Source organism: Streptomyces sp. NPDC026206 (genome assembly GCF_040638465.1).
Classification (GTDB): Bacteria; Actinomycetota; Actinomycetes; order Streptomycetales; family Streptomycetaceae; genus Streptomyces.
On record NZ_JBEZYL010000002.1, the window covers coordinates 356,117 to 371,949 of the forward strand.

A 15,833-nucleotide genomic window follows, 5' to 3' on the forward strand; every position below is an offset into this window, starting at 1 on the left:
ACACCGGGCGGGGTGGAGACGGGAAACCCTGGCGGAGTGGAGGTGGCGCGGATGCAGCCCGTCCGGCGATTGAGGACCGGGGCCGGGGCGGAGCCCCGCACCGCGGTGGCGCCGCATGTCCGGGGCGGAGCCCCGCACCGCGGCGGCGCCGTATGTCGGTCACCGCGGCGCCGCACCCGTCAGCCAGCCGAAGCTGTCCGCGCTCGCCGCGGCCGGGCGGTATTCGAGGCCGATCCAGTCGTCGTAGCCGGCCTCGCGCAGGCGGTCGAGGAGGGCGGTGAGGCCGAGGTCGCCGGTGCCGGGGGCGCCGCGGCCGGGGACGTCCGCGATCTGGACGTGGCCCGTGCGGCCGGCGTAGAGGTCGATGGCCCGGTTCACGTCCTCGCCGCCCATGGCCACGTGGTAGAGGTCCATGAGGAGCCGGGCGTTGCCCAGGCCAGTAATGGCGTTGACCTTGTCGACGACCGTCACCGCGTCCGCCGCCGTCACCAGCGGATACCGCGGTGACTCAAGGGCGTTGAGCGGTTCGATGAGGAGCACCGCCCCCGCCCGGTCCGCGGCCCGCGCCGCGAGCGCGAGGTTCTCCAGGGCGAGCGCGTCCTGCAGGCCGGGCGGCACGCCCTCGACGCGGTTGCCGTACAGCGCGTTGAGCGCCCCGCAGCCCAGCGACCGGGCGAAGCCGGCCGCGACGTCGACGTTGGCGCGGAAGCGCTCCGATTCCGCGCCCGGCACGGACAGCGCGCCCCGGTCCGGGCCGGGCAGGAGGCCCGCGTAGAAGTTCAGCCCGACCAGTCGCGTCCCGGCACGGTTCAACGCATCCCGCAGCGCGGCGAGTTCGCTGTCGTCCGGCACCGGTGAGCCCGGCCAGGGCCACCACAGCTCGACCGCGGTGAAGCCAGCCGCTGCCGCCGCCGCAGGCCGCTCCAACAGGGGCAGCTCCGTGAAGAGGATCGAGAGGTTCACATCGAAGCGGTGATCGCAGAGGCCCGTCACAGCAACCCAGCTCCTTTCCCTGTCTTCCGGGATACGGAAAAACTATTCCGCGATAGGAAAAGGCTGCCGCCGCCTCGTGGACCCTGTCAAGAGTCTGGTCCGACCTGCGTTCCCGTCCGTGTTCCGGCCCGCGTTCCGGTCCGCGTTCCAGTCCCCGCTCCCGCGCAGTACGTTGACCGGGTGCGATTGAGAGTGGAGTTCACGACCGAGCCGTTCGACCTCGACGAGCCCCCGCCCCACGCCGTGGCGGCGCGCGAGGTCGTCCAGGGCGCAGAGCTGGACGCCGTCGACGTCGGCCCGTTCGGCAACACCGTCGAAGGCCGCGCCGACGCCGTGCTGACGGCCCTGGACGCGCTGCTGCGCGAGTCCCTCAGGGCGGGCGCCACCCGGGTGTCGTTGCAGGTCAACGTGGTCGGCGCCGCCAACGGCGCCGTGCAGGACGACGCGTGAGCGAGGAACTCTTCCGCGCAGCCGTCAAGCCGCTCGTGGACGCCATGGGCGGGCACATGCTCGCACCGGAGCAGGCCGGGGGTGACGACGTCGTCCTCTCGTGGGAGGGCCGCGCCGTCGTCGCCGTACGGCTCCCGCACCTGGCCGACTCGCTGGAGCGCATCCTTGCCGACCTGGAGCGCAGGCACGGCAGGCCGCTGGCGGAACTCGACCGCCGCGCCAAGCAGTCGGTCGTCCGCAGCCTGGAGACGCGCGGCGCCTTCACGCTGCGGCACGGCGTGGAGACGGTCGCCGCCGCGCTCGGCGTCAGCCGCTTCACCGTTTACAACTACATCAACGCCCAGGACGAGAAGCGTGCCCGGGAGAGTGAGGGCGGGTCCTAGCGTGAGGTCCTGGTGACCGCAGGGCGGCGGCGCGAGCAGTTTTTCAACAAACTGTTGACGCGGTGTTCGTCAGGGCGTTAGCTATGCGCAGCTCAACCGAGCGCAGCGAGAAGCGCCACGGAGGTTCCCGTGACTTCGAGTTCGACGCCGGGACTCGCCCGGTTCAACGCGGCCGGGGAGCAAAAAGCCCGGTCCGCCCTGCACGAGATCTGCGCCAGCACCGCGTGGGCGAACGACATCCTCACCGGCCGCCCGTACCGCGACGCCGAGGAACTGCTGACGGCCAGCGACGCCGCCGTCGCCCGCCTCGGCGCGGCGGACCTGGCGGAGGCGATGGCCGGGCACCCGCCGATCGGGCGCCCGGCGCCCGGGGACCTCGTCTCCTCCCGCGAGCAGCGCGGCATGGCGGGCGCCCCCGAGGAACTCAGAGCCGAGATGCTCGGCCTCAACCTGGCCTACCAGGAGCGGTTCGGACACGTCTTCCTGATCTGCGCCACCGGGCTGACGGCCGCACAGATGCGTGATGCCATCCGTAACCGGATCGACAACAGCCCGGAACGCGAGCGCGAGATCGTTCGCGGGGAGCTGGGCAGGATCAACCGCATCCGGCTGGCCCGGCTCGCCGTACAGCACGCAGGGGAAGGAGCGGGCCGCCCATGAGTACCGCAACGACCGCGTCGGTCTCCACGCACATCCTGGACACCTCGGCCGGGCTCCCCGCCGCCGGTGTGGCCGTGGAGCTGTCCGTACGCGACCGCGGCGGCTGGCGCCTGCTCGGCGCGTCGAAGACCGACACGGACGGCCGCTGTGCGGACCTGCCCGCGCTGCCGCCCGGTGGCACCCACGCGCGCCTGCGCTTCGACGTCGGGCACCGTCCGTCAGCAGCCCAGCCGGCCGCGGGCGCAGCCTTCTTCCCGGAAGTGACGGTGACCTTCTCCGTCGCCCCGGGCGAGCACTACCACGTGCCCCTGCTGCACAGCCCGTTCGGCTACTCCGTATACCGAGGGAGCTAGCACCGTGATCCTGGGGCAGAACCAGTACGGCAAGGCCGAGAACCGTGTCGTGAGAGTCGTCCGTGACGGCGCCACGCACCACATCAAGGACCTCAGCGTCTCCGTCTCCCTCTCCGGTGACATGGAGGACGTCCACCTCTCCGGCTCCAACGCCAACGTCCTCACGACCGACACCACCAAGAACACCGTCTTCGCCTTCGCCAAGGAACACGGCATCGCCTCCGCCGAGCAGTTCGGCATCCACCTGGCCCGGCACTTCGTGACCAGCCAGGAATCGATCCGGAGCGCCCGTATCCGCATCGAGGAGTACGCCTGGGAGCGCATCGGCGTTCCCGGTCCCCAACAGCACTCCTTCGTCCGCACGAACCAGGAGACCCGTACCGCGCAGATCACCTTCGACGGCGGCGCGTGGCAGATCGTCTCGGGGCTGAAGGACCTCGTCGTGCTGAATTCCACCGACTCCGAGTTCCACGGTTACGTCAAGGACCGCTACACCACCCTCCCCGAGACCCGCGACCGCGTCCTCGCCACCCAGGTGCACGCCCGCTGGCGCCACGCGTGGACCGGTGACGCGGCCCCGGAGCCGCCGGGGGACTGGGACCGCTCCTACCGACAGGCCCGCGAGCACCTCCTGGCCGCCTTTGCCGGAACCTATTCGCTCTCCCTGCAGCAGACGCTCTACCAGATGGGGTCGCGCGTCATCGACCACTGCCCGGGGATCGACGAGATACGGCTCTCCCTTCCCAACAAGCACCACTTCCTGGCCGACCTCACGCCCTTCGGCCTGAAGAACGACAACGAGGTCTACTACGCGGCGGACCGCCCGTACGGCCTCATCGAGGCGACCATCCTGCGCGACGGCGCCGAGCCCGGCATACCGGTGGACATGACGAACCTCTAAGGACACAGCAACCATGGCAGCACCCCCCTCACCGGTCACCCGCGTCGTCGTGGAGAACTGCGCCATCGCGACCGTCGACGCGAACGACACCGAGTACGCCCGCGGCCACATCGTCGTCGCCGGCAACACCATCGAGTCCGTCGGCCCGGGAGCGGCGCCCGCCGGCCTCACGGACGTCGTCCGCCGCGTCGACGGCACCGGGCACCTGGCCACCCCCGGCCTCGTCAACACCCACCACCACTTCTACCAATGGCTCACCCGGGGCCTCGCCCAGAACTCCAACCTCTTCGACTGGCTCGTGGCCCTCTACCCCACGTGGGCCCGCATCGACGAGACGATGGTGTACGCGGCCGCGCGCGGCTCCCTCGCCATGATGGTGCGCGGCGGCGTGACCACGGCCATGGACCACCACTACGTCTTCCCCCGGGGCGCGGGCGACCTCCTGGGTGCCGAGATCCGCGCGGCCCGCGAGATGGGCGTGCGGTTCAGCCCCACCCGCGGGTCCATGGACCGCGGCGCGTCGGCAGGGGGGCTGCCCCCGGACTTCGCCGTGGAGACCACGCAGGCCGCGCTCTCGGCCACCGAGGAGGCCATCGACACCCATCACGACCCCTCCTTCGGCTCGATGCTGCGCATGGGCGTCGCGCCCTGCTCGCCCTTCTCCGTCTCCACCGAACTCCTGCGGGAGTCCGCCGCGCTGGCCCGCCGCAAGGGCGTACGGCTGCACACGCACGGCTCGGAGACCGTGGAGGAGGAGCACTTCTGCAAGGAACTGTTCGGCATGGGGCCGACGGACTACTTCGAGTCCACCGGCTGGCTCGGCGAGGACGTATGGATGGCCCACTGCGTCCACATGAACGACGCCGACATCGAGGCGTTCGCCCGCACCGGTACGGGCGTGGCGCACTGCCCCTCCTCCAACGCCCGGCTCGGCGCGGGCACCGCCCGCGTCCCCGGCATGCTGCGCGCGGGCGTCCCCGTCGGCCTCGGCGTCGACGGCACCGCCTCCAACGAGTCCGGCGAGCTCCACACCGAGCTGCGCAACGCCCTCCTCGTCCACCGGCTCGCCGGCGGGGAAGCGGCCCTCGACGTCCGGCAGGCGCTGCGCCTGGGCACGTACGGCGGCGCCCAAGTCCTGGGCCGGGCACAGGAGATCGGCTCGCTGGAGGCCGGCAAGCTCGCCGACCTGGTGCTGTGGAGGCTCGACGGCCTCGGCCACTCCACCATCGCCGACCCCGTCGCCGCCCTCGTCCTCGGCGCTCCCGCGCCCGTCACCCTCTGCCTCATCAACGGCGAGCCCGTCGTCGAGGACGGCCGTCTGCTCACCGCGGACGAGGACACCATCGCCCGCGAGGCCCGTGCCGAGGCCCGCCGCCTGGCGCGGATCGCGGCCGGCGCGGGCTGAACCGCCGCACTGCCGGACCCGCCGAGGGGGACGGCCCTCGGCCGGGCCGGGCCGGGGCGCGGCTCGTGACGCGCGCCCCGGCCCTTCTCCGCCCCCACTGACAGGAGGAACCGCCGTGGTCACGGTGGACAGCATCGGCGGGCGGCCCGCCGACGGGCCGGAACCGGCTGCCCGGGAGGGGAGCGGCGTCCATCCAGTGGACCGGCTGCCCCGGCCCGGAAGGCTCCTCGCCGGCGGCTTCCAGCACGTGGCCGCCAGCTACGCCGGAGTGGTCGCCCCGCCCCTCGTCGTAGGCGCCGCCGTCGGGCTCTCCCCGGTGGAGGTGACCTTTCTGGTCGGGGCGGCCCTCTTCACGGCGGGCATCGCGACGCTTCTGCAGACGGTGGGCTTCTGGAAGGTCGGCGCCCGGCTGCCGTTCGTCAACGGCGTCTCCTTCGCTGGCGTCGCGCCGATGCTGGCCATCGCCGCCGCCCAGCCCGACCGCCGGGACGCTCTTCCCGTCATCTACGGAGCCGTCGTCGTGGCGGGCGCGCTGGGTTTTCTGCTCGCCCCGTCCTTCTGCAAGCTCGTCCGCTTCTTCCCGCCCGTCGTCAGCGGCACCGTGATCACCCTCATCGGCATCACCCTCCTGCCCGTCTCCTTCGGCTGGATCCAGGGCGGGCACCCCGAGCGCCCGGCGTCGCTCACCAACCTCGCTCTCGCCGCGGCGACCCTGGCCATCGTGCTGATCCTGCGCCGGCTGCTGACAGGGTTCCTCCAGCAGATCGCGATCCTGCTCGGCCTGGTCGCCGGCACGCTCGTCGCCCTTCCGGCCGGGGCGGTCGACACCACCGCCACCCGGCACGCGGCCGTCGTCGGCTTTCCCGTCCCCTTCCACTTCGGCCACCCGCTCTTCGAGCTGCCGGCCATCGTCTCGATGTGCGTCCTCATGCTCGTCTGCATGACCGAGAGCACCGCCGACATGCTGGCCCTCGGCGAGATCGTCGGCCGCGACGCCGACGAGAAGGTCATCGCCGCAGGCCTGCGCGCCGACACCCTCGGCACCGCGCTCAGCCCGCTCTTCAACGGCTTCGCCAACAGCGCCTTCGCGCAGAACATCGGCCTGGTCGCCCTCACCCGCGTCCGCAGCCGCTTCACCGTGGCCGCGTGCGGGCTGATGTTCGTCCTGCTGGGCCTGAGCCCGGTGTTCGCCTCGCTGATCGCCCTCGTGCCGCGGCCGGTGCTCGGCGGGGCGGGCATCGTGCTCTTCGGCACGGTCGCCGCCAGCGGCATCAACGTCCTGCTCAAGGCCGGCCTGGACCATGGCGACAACCTGCTGATCGCCGCCACGTCACTGGGCGTGGGCCTCATCCCGGTGGTCTCGCGGCCCTTCTACGACAACGCGGCCATTCCCGGCACCCTGAAGATCATCCTGGACTCGGGCGTCAGCGCGGGCTGCCTGACGGCGGTCCTGCTCAACCTCGCCTTCCACCACGTGGGGAGGAAGCGACGGCCCGGCCCGCCCTGAGAGCCCGCCGACGCTCGCGCACCCACGCGACGGCGGCGCCCGCCGCCGGCAGGGCCAGGCACACGGACGCGGCGGGCAGTTCCCAGTGCAGGACCTGGACGAAGAACGTGAGCCAGGGCAGCGCGGCGAGCGCGGTGCCCGTGGCCGGATGCCCGTGGCCGGATGCCCGTGGCCGGGCGGCTGCCCCGGCTGCGCGCCTCAGCCGCCCTGGTGGACCACTGAGTCACAATCGGCGCAAACACTGTCAAGTCCGGCCGAGAGGTGTGCCGTGGTCGAGCAGCAACCGCCGGAGGCGGATCACGAGGAGAAGGGGAAGCCCCGCTTCGTCTTCCCCAGCGCGCTGACCGTCCTCGCGGCCGTCACGCTGATCGTCTGGGCACTCACCTTCGTCATCCCCTCCGGCGCCTACCGCCGAGACGCCGACGGGAACCCGGTCCAGGGCACGTACCACCACGAAGCCGCACCCGGCGGCTTCCTGCACCGGCTCGGCGACCTTTTCCTGTCGCCTGTCAACGGGCTCTACGGCGTGCGCGACCTCACGACGGGCGAAGTGGCGCCGGACGCGGTGGGCGCGCTCTACGGCAGCGCCGGAGTCTTCCTCTTCGTCCTGGCGATCGGCGCGTTCATCACCGTCGTCTTCGCCACCGGCGCCCTGGACCGCGGCATCGAACGGCTCGCCCACCGGCTCCGCGACCGCGGGGCGCTGCTCATCGCCGGCGTCATGACCGTCTTCTCCCTCCTGGGCACGGTGGAGGGCTTCGCCGAGGAGACGCTCGGCTTCTACGGGCTGCTGGTGCCGTTGATGCTGGCCCTCGGCTACGACCGCATGGTCGCCACCGGCACGATCATCCTCGGCGCGGGCACCGGCGTGCTCGCCTCCACCGTCAACCCCTTCGCCACCGGCGTGGCCTCCTCGGCCGCGGGAATCTCCCTGGGCGACGGCATCGTGCTGCGCTTCGCGATGTGGGTGGTGCTGACCGGCGTGACCATCGCCTACGTCGTGCGGTATGCGAGCAGGGTGCGGGCGGACCCGGGCCGTTCGCTGGTCGGCTTCCGCGAGGGGGACCGCGAGCTCGCCGCCCAGGCGGTCGAGCCGCCGGAGCTCACGGGCCTGCAGAAGGGCGTGCTCGTGATGGTCACGCTGGTCTTCGCCTTCATGATCTTCGCGGTCATCCCCTGGGCGAGCGCGCTCACCGGCAAGGCCGACGCGACCCCCTACGGCTGGGAACCGGGCTGGTCCTTCGCCCAGTTGGCGGCCCTGTTCATCGTGGCGGCCCTGCTGGTCGGGCTGGTCGCCCGGCTGGGGGAGCAGCGGCTGAGCGCCATCTTCGTGCAGGGCGCGGCGGACTTCATCGCGCCCGCGCTGGTGATCGTCCTGGCCCGGGGCGTCACGGTCATCATGACGAACGCGAAGGTCATCGACACCGTCCTGCACGCCGTCGAGGGCGCGGTCTCCGGCACCCCGCCGGTGGCCTTCGCGATTCTCGTCTACGTCGTGAACCTGCCGCTGGCCTTCCTGATCCCCTCCACCTCCGGCCACGCCACCCTCGCGATGCCGATTCTCGCGCCGCTCGCGGAGTTCGCGGGCGTCTCGCGAGCGGTGGTGGTCACGGCCTGGCAGTCGGCGAGCGGCTGGATGAACCTGTGGGTGCCGACCACCGCCGTGGTGGTGGGCGGGGTGTCCCTGGCCAAGGTGGGCTACGACCGGTACCTGCGGTTCGTGTGGCCGCTGCTGGCCGTTCTGGCCGTGCTGATCTGCGCTTTCGTGGCGTTGGGCGCGGCCCTGACGTGAACGGGCCGCGCCCGTGCGGCCTTTCAGCCGAGGAGCTCGTACGCCGGCAGCGTGAGGAAGTCCGCGTAGTCCTCGTCCAGGGCGACCTTCAGCAGCAGATCGTGGGCCTGCTGCCAGGCGCCCGTCTCCGTGCGGACGGCCGCGAGCTCCCCGGCCGCGACCTCGCGGACCAGCTGCGCCGTGACCTTCTCGCCGTCGTCGAGCACGACGCCCGCGTCGACCCACTGCCAGATCTGCGAACGGGAGATCTCCGCGGTGGCCGCGTCCTCCATGAGGTCGAAAATGGCCACCGCGCCCAGCCCCCGCAGCCACGCCTCGATGTAGCGGATGCCGACCTGGACGGCGTTGCGCAGGCCCGCGCGGGTAGGCCTGGCCTCCAGCGTGTCGACGGCGATGAGCTGGTCGGCCGTCACCCGCACGTCCTCGCGCAGCCGGTCCTTCTGGTGCGGCCGGTCGCCGAGTACCGCGTCGAAGCAGGCGCGCGCGACCGGCACCAGGTCGGGGTGGGCGACCCAGGAGCCGTCGAAGCCGTCACCGGCCTCGCGGTTCTTGTCGGCCCGGACCTTCTCCAGGGCGACCTCGTTGACCCCGGGGTCCCTGCGGGAGGGGATGAACGCCGCCATGCCGCCGATGGCGTGGGCCCCGCGCTTGTGGCACGTACGCACCAGCAGCTCGGTGTAGGCGCGCATGAACGGGGCCGTCATGGTCACGGCGTTGCGGTCGGGGAGGACGAACCGCTGCCCGCCGTCACGGAAGTTCTTGATGAGGGAGAAGAGGTAGTCCCACCGGCCCGCGTTGAGCCCCGAGGCGTGCTCGCGCAGTTCGTAGAGGATCTCCTCCATCTCGTACGCGGCGGTGATCGTCTCGATCAGGACGGTGGCGCGGACGGTCCCCCGCGGAATGCCCACGTAGTCCTGGGCGAAGACGAACACCTCGTTCCACAGCCGGGCCTCCAGGTGCGACTCCGTCTTGGGGAGGTAGAAGTACGGCCCCTTGCCCAGGCCGAGGAGCCGCTTGGCGTTGTGGAGGAAGTAGAGGCCGAAGTCGGCGAGGGCGCCGGGGACGGGGCGGCCGTCCACGGTGATGTGCCGCTCGTCGAGGTGCCAGCCGCGCGGGCGCATGACGACCGTGGCGAGCTGTCCGGCGGGCCCCAGCGCATACGCCCTGCCCTCGGGGGCCGTGAAGTCGATGCGGCGCTCGTAGGCGTCGATGAGGTTGAGCTGTCCGTTCACGACGTTGCGCCAGGTGGGGGAGGAGGCGTCCTCGAAGTCGGCGAGCCAGACGCGGGCACCGGAGTTGAGGGCGTTGATCGTCATCTTGCGGTCGTCGGCGGGGCCGGTGATCTCCACGCGCCGGTCCTCCAGCGCGGCGGGGGCGGGGGCCACCCGCCACGCGGGGTCCGCGCGGATGCCGGCCGTCTCGGTGAGGAAATCCAGCCGGCCGGTGCGGGCGATCTCCGCGCGGCGCCCGGCACGGCGGGCCAGCAACTCGTCGCGGCGCGGGGTGAAGCGGCGGTGCAGAGCGGCGAGGAAGGCGAGCGCCGCGTCGGTCAGCACTTCCTCCTGCCGCTCGACGGGCGGGGCGTCGACGACTGCCAGCGGGGACGGCGCTGGTGCGGACATGGGCTGTCACTCCTTCAGCGGGCGGTGCTTGCCCGGCGGCGGGCCGCCGGGGTGGACCGGTCACGGCAGGCGCGACCCGTGGACACGGCGCGTGGCACGCGGTGCCGCGCAAAGTGGAGACTATTTTCCTCATGGTGGAAGTACAAGGGCTCATTCCAGCAACGCGAGATCCCCGGGGGTGTCGATGTCGTCCGGTGCGGCGACGTCCGAACACTCCACCAGCCGGACGGCGTCGGCATGGCGGCGCAGATACGCCCGCGCCCCCTGATCGCCGGTGGCCGTCCGCGCGACGCCCTCCCAGTGTTCCCGCCCCAGCAGCACCGGATGCCCCCGCTCGCCCCCGTACGCCGCCGCCACCAGCCCCGCCCCGCCCCGGTGTGCGGCCAGCACCCGCGCCACCGCCCGTGCGCCGATGCGCGGTTGATCGACCAGCATCACCAGTGCCGCCGTCGCGTCCGGGACGGGCGCCAGCGCGCCGAGGCCTGCCCGCAACGACGAACCCATGCCCTCCGCCCAGCCCGGATGGTCCACCAGGGCCGTGCCCGGCGGGAGTTCACCGAGCCGCGCCCGTACCTCCGCCGCCCCCGCGCCCAGCACCACATGGACCGTCGCGCACCCGCCCTCGCGCATCACCCGTACCGCGCGCTCCACCAGGAGGTCGCCGCCCCGGCACTCCAGCAGCGCCTTGGGCCGCCCCCCGAGCCGTCGTCCGCCACCCGCCGCCAGCAGCAGGCCCGCGACCGGCACCCGCTGCGCACTCGTGTCCGCCATCGCCGCCATACGCCCTGCATACCGCATACGCGTCCTGACGTGCACAGGACGCCAGTTCGTCACCCGAACGTGAACGCGCAGCCCCGAATTTCGCTGTGCGTGTAGCGCGTCGCACGGAAAGTGGCGTTAACTGATCCGCGCGAGCGAGCATGTGGGAGGGGGCACGTCGTGGCGGAAGGCGCCGTAGTGGTGGAAGAGGAGCGAGCGGACCGTTCTGCTCAGGAGCCGGGCCCGGGACCGGGCGAGCTGGGCGCGGCGGTGTCCCGGCTGCGCCGGGCGCTGGCCGGACACCCCGCTCCCTTACCGGACAGGGATGCGGCCGAGGACGAACTGGCCGCTCTGGACGCGATGGCGCGCGCCGGCGCGACGGACGTCTCCCGGCTGCGCCGCTCCCTTCTCCTGGTGGCGGGCGCCGTGGGATCCGTCAGCGCCCTGGCCCCCGCGCTCGGCGACGTCCGCGCGGCGGTCGACCGCATCGGCGGACTGCCGTCCGAAGCGCCGGACGGCGTGGGCGAGGGCGCATCCGGCGGCGTGTGCGACGAGGCGCCGGGCGCGGCCGGGTTCCCGCGCCCCCGCGAGGGCGCCTGACGCCCCGTGACCGGGGAGGCCGCCGCCCCTCAGGAGGGGGTGGCCGCGCCGGCGAGCGCCGCCGACAGCTGGGCCGCGACCTCGCGCAGCAGCGGGACGATGAGATCGGTGGCCGCTTCCGTGACCCGGCCCGCCGGGCCCGAGACGGAGATGGCCGCCGAGGTGGGGGAGTCGGGCACCGGGACCGCGAGGCAGCGGACGCCGATCTCCTGCTCGTTGTCGTCCATCGCGAAGCCCGCGTCGCGCACCCGGGCGAGCTCCTCCAAAAAGTCCTCCGGCGTGGTGATCGTCTTCTCGGTGGCGGCCGGCATGCCCGTGCGCGCCAGCAGCGCGCGGACCTCGTCGTCGGGCGACTGGGCCAGCAGCGCCTTGCCCACGCCCGTGGAGTGCGGCAGGACGCGCCGGCCGACCTCGGTGAACATCCGCACCGAGTGCCGTGAGGGCACCTGCGCCACGTACACGACCTCGTCGCCGTCGAGCAGCGCCATGTTGGCGGTCTCCCCGGTCTCGTCGACCAGGCGCGCGAGGTGCGGTCGGGCCCATGTGCCCAGCAGCCGTGCGGAGCTCTCGCCGAGCCGGATCAGCCGGGGGCCGAGCGCGTACCGCCGGTTGGGCTGCTGGCGGACGTAGCCGCAGGCCACCAGCGTGCGCATGAGCCGGTGGATGGTGGGCAGTGGCAGTCCGCTGCTCGCCGACAGCTCGCTCAGCCCGACCTCGCCACCGGCGTCGGCCATCCGCTCGAGCAGGTCGAAGGCGCGCTCGAGGGACTGGACGCCGCCACTGTTCGGGGCGGTTCGGGGCTCGGCGGACGGGGGCACGGCGCTCCTTCCGGGATGGGTGGCAGCAGCCTACCGGCCGCCGTCGCTGCTCCATGCCGGTTTCTGTTGCGTGAAATCCGTATTCCGTGCTGTGAAAGGGGCTTGACGAGACCGGGTGGTGACTGAAGACTGCCCGCAGCGCGCTTCAACAGACTGTTGAATACCCAGTGATCCGGGCCGGCGGGAGGGCACAGCGTGGACCGAGGCGGGGCGCACCGGAGCGTGGACCTGATCCTGAGATCGAGGAGGGTCGTCGTCCCCGAGGGCATCCGCCCCGCGGACGTCGCCGTCGCGGACGGCCGGATCGCGGCCGTCCTGCCGCACGGAGGACCGCCCCCGGCCGCAGCCGCCGTCGAGGACCTCGGGGACGACGTACTGCTGCCCGGGCTGGTCGACACCCATGTGCATGTGAACGACCCCGGCCGCAGCGAGTGGGAGGGCTTCGGCACTGCCACCCGGGCCGCGGCCGCCGGAGGCATCACCACGCTGATCGACATGCCCCTCAACAGCCTGCCGCCCACCACGACCGTGGCCGGCCTGCGGGCCAAGCAGGCCGCCGCCCGCACCCGTGCGCACATCGACGTCGGCTTCTGGGGCGGTGCGCTGCCCGCCAACCTCGCCGACCTGCGGCCGCTGCACGAGGCCGGGGTCTTCGGCTTCAAGTCCTTCCTCTCGCCCTCCGGCGTCGAGGAGTTCCCCCACCTGGGCCGGGCCGACCTCGATGCCGTGGCCCGCGAGATCGCCGGCCTCGGCGCTCTGCTGATCGTCCACGCCGAGGACCCCGGCCACCTGGACCGCGCCCCCCGGCACGGTGGCACGCGCTACGCCGACTTCCTCGCGTCGCGCCCCCGCGCCGCCGAGAACGAGGCCGTCGGTGCTCTCGTGGCCGCCGCCCGCCGGCACGGCACCCGCGCGCACGTCCTGCACCTGTCCTCCGCCGACCCGCTGGCCGCGCTCGCCGCCGCCAGGGCCGGCGGCGTGCAGATCACCGTCGAGACCTGCCCGCACTTCCTGACCCTGACCGCCGAGGAAGTCCCCGACGGCGCCACCGAGTTCAAGTGCTGCCCGCCCATACGCGAAGCGGCCAACCAGGACCCGCTGTGGGCGGGGCTGGCCGCCGGGACCATCGACTGCGTCGTCTCCGACCACTCGCCCTGCACCACCGACCTCAAGGTCCCCGACTTCGCGACCGCGTGGGGCGGCATCTCCTCCCTCCAGCTCGGCCTGTCCGCCGTGTGGACCGAGGCCCGGCGGCGCGGGCACACCCTCCACGACGTGGCCCGCTGGATGGCCACCGCCCCCGCCGCCCTGGCGGGGCTCGGCGCCAAGGGTGCCGTCGAGGCCGGCCGCGACGCGGACTTCGCCGTCCTCGCCCCCGACGAGACCTTCACCGTCGACCCCGCCGCGCTCCACCACCGCAACCCCGTCACTGCCTATGCCGGCCGCACCCTGCGGGGGGTCGTACGGTCCACCTGGCTGCGCGGCCGCAAGATCGCCGATCACGGCACCCCCCTGACCGAGCCCACCGGCCGACTCCTGGAGCGCGCATGAGCACGAGTGGCACACCCGGCACCTCCCCGTTCGCCGGCGCCGCGAGTCCCTACCCCGGCGGCGACCCCTACGCCGACTACCGCAGCACCGGCTTCCCCTTCACCCACCTCCCCGACCTCGCGGACCGCCGGCTCGGCGCCGCGGTGATCGCCGCCAGCGACGAGTTCTTCGCCGAGCGCGAGAACCTCATCGAGCCGGGCCCCGCCCACTTCGACCCCGCGCACTTCGGGCACAAGGGCAAGGTCATGGACGGCTGGGAGACCCGCCGCCGGCGCGGGACGTCCGCCGACAGCCCGCACCCCGCGGACGGTGACCACGACTGGGCGCTGATCCGGCTCGGCGTGCCCGGCACCGTCCACGGCGTCGTCGTCGACACCGCCCACTTCCGCGGCAACCACCCGCAGGCCGTCGGCATCGAGGCCACCTCGCTGCCCGGCACCCCCTCTCCCGGGGACCTGCTCGGCGGCGACGTGCGGTGGACGCCCCTCGTCCCGCGCACCCCCGTCGGCGGCCACGCCGCCAACGGCTTCCGCGTGGAATGCGGCCGGCGCTTCACCCACCTGCGGCTCAGCCAGTACCCCGACGGCGGCATCGCCCGGCTGCGCGTCCACGGCGAGGCCGTCCCCGACCCGGCCTGGCTCGCGGTCCTCGGCACCTTCGACCTCGCCGCCCTGGAGAACGGCGGCCACGCCGAGGACGCCTCCGACCGCTTCTACTCCCCGCCGGTCAACAGCATCCACCCGGGCCGCTCCCACAAGATGGACGACGGCTGGGAGACGCGCCGCCGCCGCGACAAGGGCCACGACTGGGTGCGCTACCGCCTCACCGGGCAGGCCGTGCTGCGTGCCGTCGAGATCGACACCGGCTGCTACAAGGGCAACGCGGCGGGCTGGGCGGCCCTGTCCGTACTCGACGCCACCACGGGCGCCGACCCCGCCGACCACACCACCGGCTGGAGCGAGGTGCTGCCCCGCACCCGCCTCCAGCCCGACACCGTCCACCGCTTCCCGCTCGACCGCACCCCGACCGCCACCCACGTACGGATCGACATCCACCCCGACGGGGGCATCGCCCGTCTGCGCGTGCACGGCTCGCTGACCGACGAGGGCGCCGGACGGCTGCGCCTGCGGGCGGGCCGGCCCTAGGCCGTGCCCGTGAAGTCCCGCCTGGCCCGCGGCGCCCGGCACCGGGGCACCTCCCAGCGGCAGCCGGGGGAGCTCGCCGCGTTGTCGGGACCGCCCGGGTACGCCCGGTACGAGGGCGACCCTCCGCCTCGCGATCGCTCGCACCGGACGCCGCAGGCCACGCCCTTGGGGACCATGGCGCTGCTTCGCGGACACGCCCCAGCCGGTGTCACGCGCCGGACGGGCCGGCCAGCGTGTCCCAGAACATCGACTCGTAGTCCTGCAGCAGCCGGCCGTAACGGTGTGCCAGTGGCTCCGACAGCCGGCCGTCCGCCAGTCCGGACGCCACCGCGGCCAGTGCCTTCGCGTCGCCCTCCGGGTCGGGGCCGGCGAAGAAGTCGAAGAAGCCGCAGGCCTCCTCTGCGAAGCCGTAATGGGCGCGCAGCGCACGGCTGACAGTGGCGCAATAGCCGCCCCAGGCAGCGAAGTTGGCGGTGAGGGCCACCACCACGTCCACGGGCTCGGCGCCCAGCGCCAGCCAGGCCGCGTACGCCGGGTAGGCCTGGCAGCCGGCCTGCGGCTCGTAGGCCGCCGCCTCGTCCTCGCCCAGCCCGCAGGCGGTGGCGAGCGGCGGCAGCAGCCCGAGCGCGAGGCTCTCGCCGTGGGCGAGGTGGGCGAAGAAGGCGGCGACGGCGGGCTGCCGCAGGCCGGTGGCGCGCGCCGCCAGGTGTTCGAAGCTGCGGCGGTCGCCGGTGATGATGTGGCGCTGCTCCAGGGCAAGGGTGGCGAGGGCCGTGCGCGGGGCCCGGCCGGCATGGATCAGGGGGACGAGGCGGTTGGCGCCGGGCGGCAGACGGCGGACGGCGTCGTCGAGGACTTCCCGGGCTGTGCGAGCCATGCACTCAGGGTAGCGAC

General features: G+C 73.2%; 16 protein-coding genes. 11 read left to right on the top strand and 5 right to left on the bottom strand.

Annotated features, from left to right (window positions below; all coding sequences use genetic code 11):
- Positions 1-159 precede the first annotated feature (159 nt).
- A complete protein-coding gene (locus AB0F13_RS05050) occupies positions 160-993 on the bottom strand; it encodes a TIM barrel protein (RefSeq protein ID WP_362075332.1) in 834 nt (277 codons plus the stop codon).
- A 180-nt stretch (positions 994-1,173) separates the two neighbouring features.
- On the opposite strand from AB0F13_RS05050, the gene AB0F13_RS05055 reads away from it, so the two are divergent.
- From AB0F13_RS05055 to AB0F13_RS05090, 8 genes are all read left to right on the top strand, one after another.
- Positions 1,174-1,443, top strand: coding sequence for a hypothetical protein (locus AB0F13_RS05055; protein WP_362075335.1), 270 nt, complete (start codon positions 1,174-1,176; stop codon positions 1,441-1,443).
- 44 nt (positions 1,444-1,487) lie between these two features.
- A complete protein-coding gene (locus AB0F13_RS05060) occupies positions 1,488-1,826 on the top strand; it encodes a helix-turn-helix domain-containing protein (RefSeq protein WP_362076035.1) in 339 nt (112 codons plus the stop codon).
- 129 nt (positions 1,827-1,955) lie between these two features.
- Positions 1,956-2,486 carry a 2-oxo-4-hydroxy-4-carboxy-5-ureidoimidazoline decarboxylase gene (gene uraD / locus AB0F13_RS05065; protein ID WP_362075338.1) on the top strand — a complete coding sequence of 177 codons (531 nt, stop codon included), beginning with the start codon at positions 1,956-1,958 and terminating at the stop codon, positions 2,484-2,486.
- Positions 2,483-2,839: a hydroxyisourate hydrolase gene (gene uraH, locus AB0F13_RS05070; protein ID WP_362075341.1), complete on the top strand. Its 357-nt coding sequence runs from the start codon at positions 2,483-2,485 to the stop codon at positions 2,837-2,839. The genes uraD and uraH overlap by 4 nt, the downstream gene beginning before the upstream one ends.
- A gap of 4 nt (positions 2,840-2,843) precedes the next feature.
- The gene (gene pucL / locus AB0F13_RS05075; protein WP_362075344.1) at positions 2,844-3,740 is read left to right on the top strand and encodes a factor-independent urate hydroxylase; all 897 of its coding nucleotides are present in this window, start codon (positions 2,844-2,846) and stop codon (positions 3,738-3,740) included.
- A 13-nt stretch (positions 3,741-3,753) separates the two neighbouring features.
- Positions 3,754-5,145 (top strand): 8-oxoguanine deaminase, encoded by a 1,392-nt coding sequence (locus tag AB0F13_RS05080; RefSeq protein ID WP_362075347.1) that lies wholly within the window; start codon positions 3,754-3,756, stop codon positions 5,143-5,145.
- A gap of 196 nt (positions 5,146-5,341) precedes the next feature.
- A complete protein-coding gene (locus AB0F13_RS05085; RefSeq protein ID WP_362076038.1) occupies positions 5,342-6,652 on the top strand; it encodes a nucleobase:cation symporter-2 family protein in 1,311 nt (436 codons plus the stop codon).
- A 268-nt stretch (positions 6,653-6,920) separates the two neighbouring features.
- On the top strand, positions 6,921-8,444 hold the full coding sequence (locus AB0F13_RS05090; protein ID WP_362075350.1) for a YfcC family protein: 1,524 nt from the start codon (positions 6,921-6,923) through the stop codon (positions 8,442-8,444).
- Between the two features lie 23 nt (positions 8,445-8,467).
- Here AB0F13_RS05090 and aceB read toward each other — a convergent pair whose 3' ends face one another.
- Positions 8,468-10,066 (bottom strand): malate synthase A, encoded by a 1,599-nt coding sequence (aceB, locus tag AB0F13_RS05095; RefSeq protein ID WP_362075353.1) that lies wholly within the window; start codon positions 10,064-10,066, stop codon positions 8,468-8,470.
- Between the two features lie 150 nt (positions 10,067-10,216).
- Entirely contained in the window at positions 10,217-10,837 is a 621-nt protein-coding gene (locus tag AB0F13_RS05100; RefSeq protein WP_362075356.1) for a nucleotidyltransferase family protein, read from the bottom strand.
- A gap of 168 nt (positions 10,838-11,005) precedes the next feature.
- Between AB0F13_RS05100 and AB0F13_RS05105 the strand changes: the two genes are divergently transcribed.
- A complete protein-coding gene (locus AB0F13_RS05105; RefSeq protein WP_362075358.1) occupies positions 11,006-11,425 on the top strand; it encodes a DUF5955 family protein in 420 nt (139 codons plus the stop codon).
- Positions 11,426-11,454: 29 nt separating this feature from the next.
- On the opposite strand, the gene AB0F13_RS05110 is transcribed toward AB0F13_RS05105, so the two are convergent.
- Complete coding sequence (locus tag AB0F13_RS05110) at positions 11,455-12,243, bottom strand: IclR family transcriptional regulator (protein WP_362075361.1); 789 nt, start codon at positions 12,241-12,243, stop codon at positions 11,455-11,457.
- A 195-nt stretch (positions 12,244-12,438) separates the two neighbouring features.
- On the opposite strand from AB0F13_RS05110, the gene allB reads away from it, so the two are divergent.
- Both allB and alc read left to right on the top strand, forming a co-directional pair.
- On the top strand, positions 12,439-13,794 hold the full coding sequence (gene allB, locus AB0F13_RS05115; protein ID WP_362075364.1) for an allantoinase AllB: 1,356 nt from the start codon (positions 12,439-12,441) through the stop codon (positions 13,792-13,794).
- On the top strand, positions 13,791-14,939 hold the full coding sequence (gene alc, locus AB0F13_RS05120) for an allantoicase (RefSeq protein WP_362075367.1): 1,149 nt from the start codon (positions 13,791-13,793) through the stop codon (positions 14,937-14,939). Before allB ends, alc begins: the two co-directional genes overlap by 4 nt.
- Before the next feature lie 208 nt (positions 14,940-15,147).
- On the opposite strand, the gene AB0F13_RS05125 is transcribed toward alc, so the two are convergent.
- Positions 15,148-15,816, bottom strand: coding sequence for a transcriptional regulator (locus AB0F13_RS05125; protein WP_362075370.1), 669 nt, complete (start codon positions 15,814-15,816; stop codon positions 15,148-15,150).
- Between the last annotated feature and the right edge of the window lie 17 nt (positions 15,817-15,833).